The organism is Bacillus cereus, assembly GCF_007678085.1.
Lineage (GTDB): Bacteria > Bacillota > Bacilli > Bacillales > Bacillaceae_G > Bacillus_A > Bacillus_A cereus_BE.
On the sequence record NZ_VEDW01000037.1, the window covers coordinates 1 to 262 of the forward strand.

Sequence of the window (262 nt, forward strand, 5' to 3'; positions counted from 1 at the left end):
TAGCCTTAAATAGTGCATCTAGAAAGTTGTAATCTACATAAGGTTTTTCAAAATTAGGTTCTGAAAACAAATTACATGTAATCTCTTTCTGTTCTTCTTTAGGCTTTAATTTCTCTTTTTCCAATTTCTTCTGATAGGCAAGACGTTGTGTGTCATTCATCTTACCAATATTTTTATGAATATGATCCAGAACTTCTTTTTGCAAAGGCTGCAACTCTTTTTCTTGTGTTAATCCAGTGTACACCTGGCGTATATAAAAGTT

At 31.7% G+C, this 262-nt stretch carries 1 pseudogene; it reads right to left on the minus strand.

Features of this window, described 5'->3' with window-relative positions:
• Positions 1-262, minus strand: a pseudogene (locus FS742_RS27220) (RNA-guided endonuclease InsQ/TnpB family protein); the annotation flags it as partial.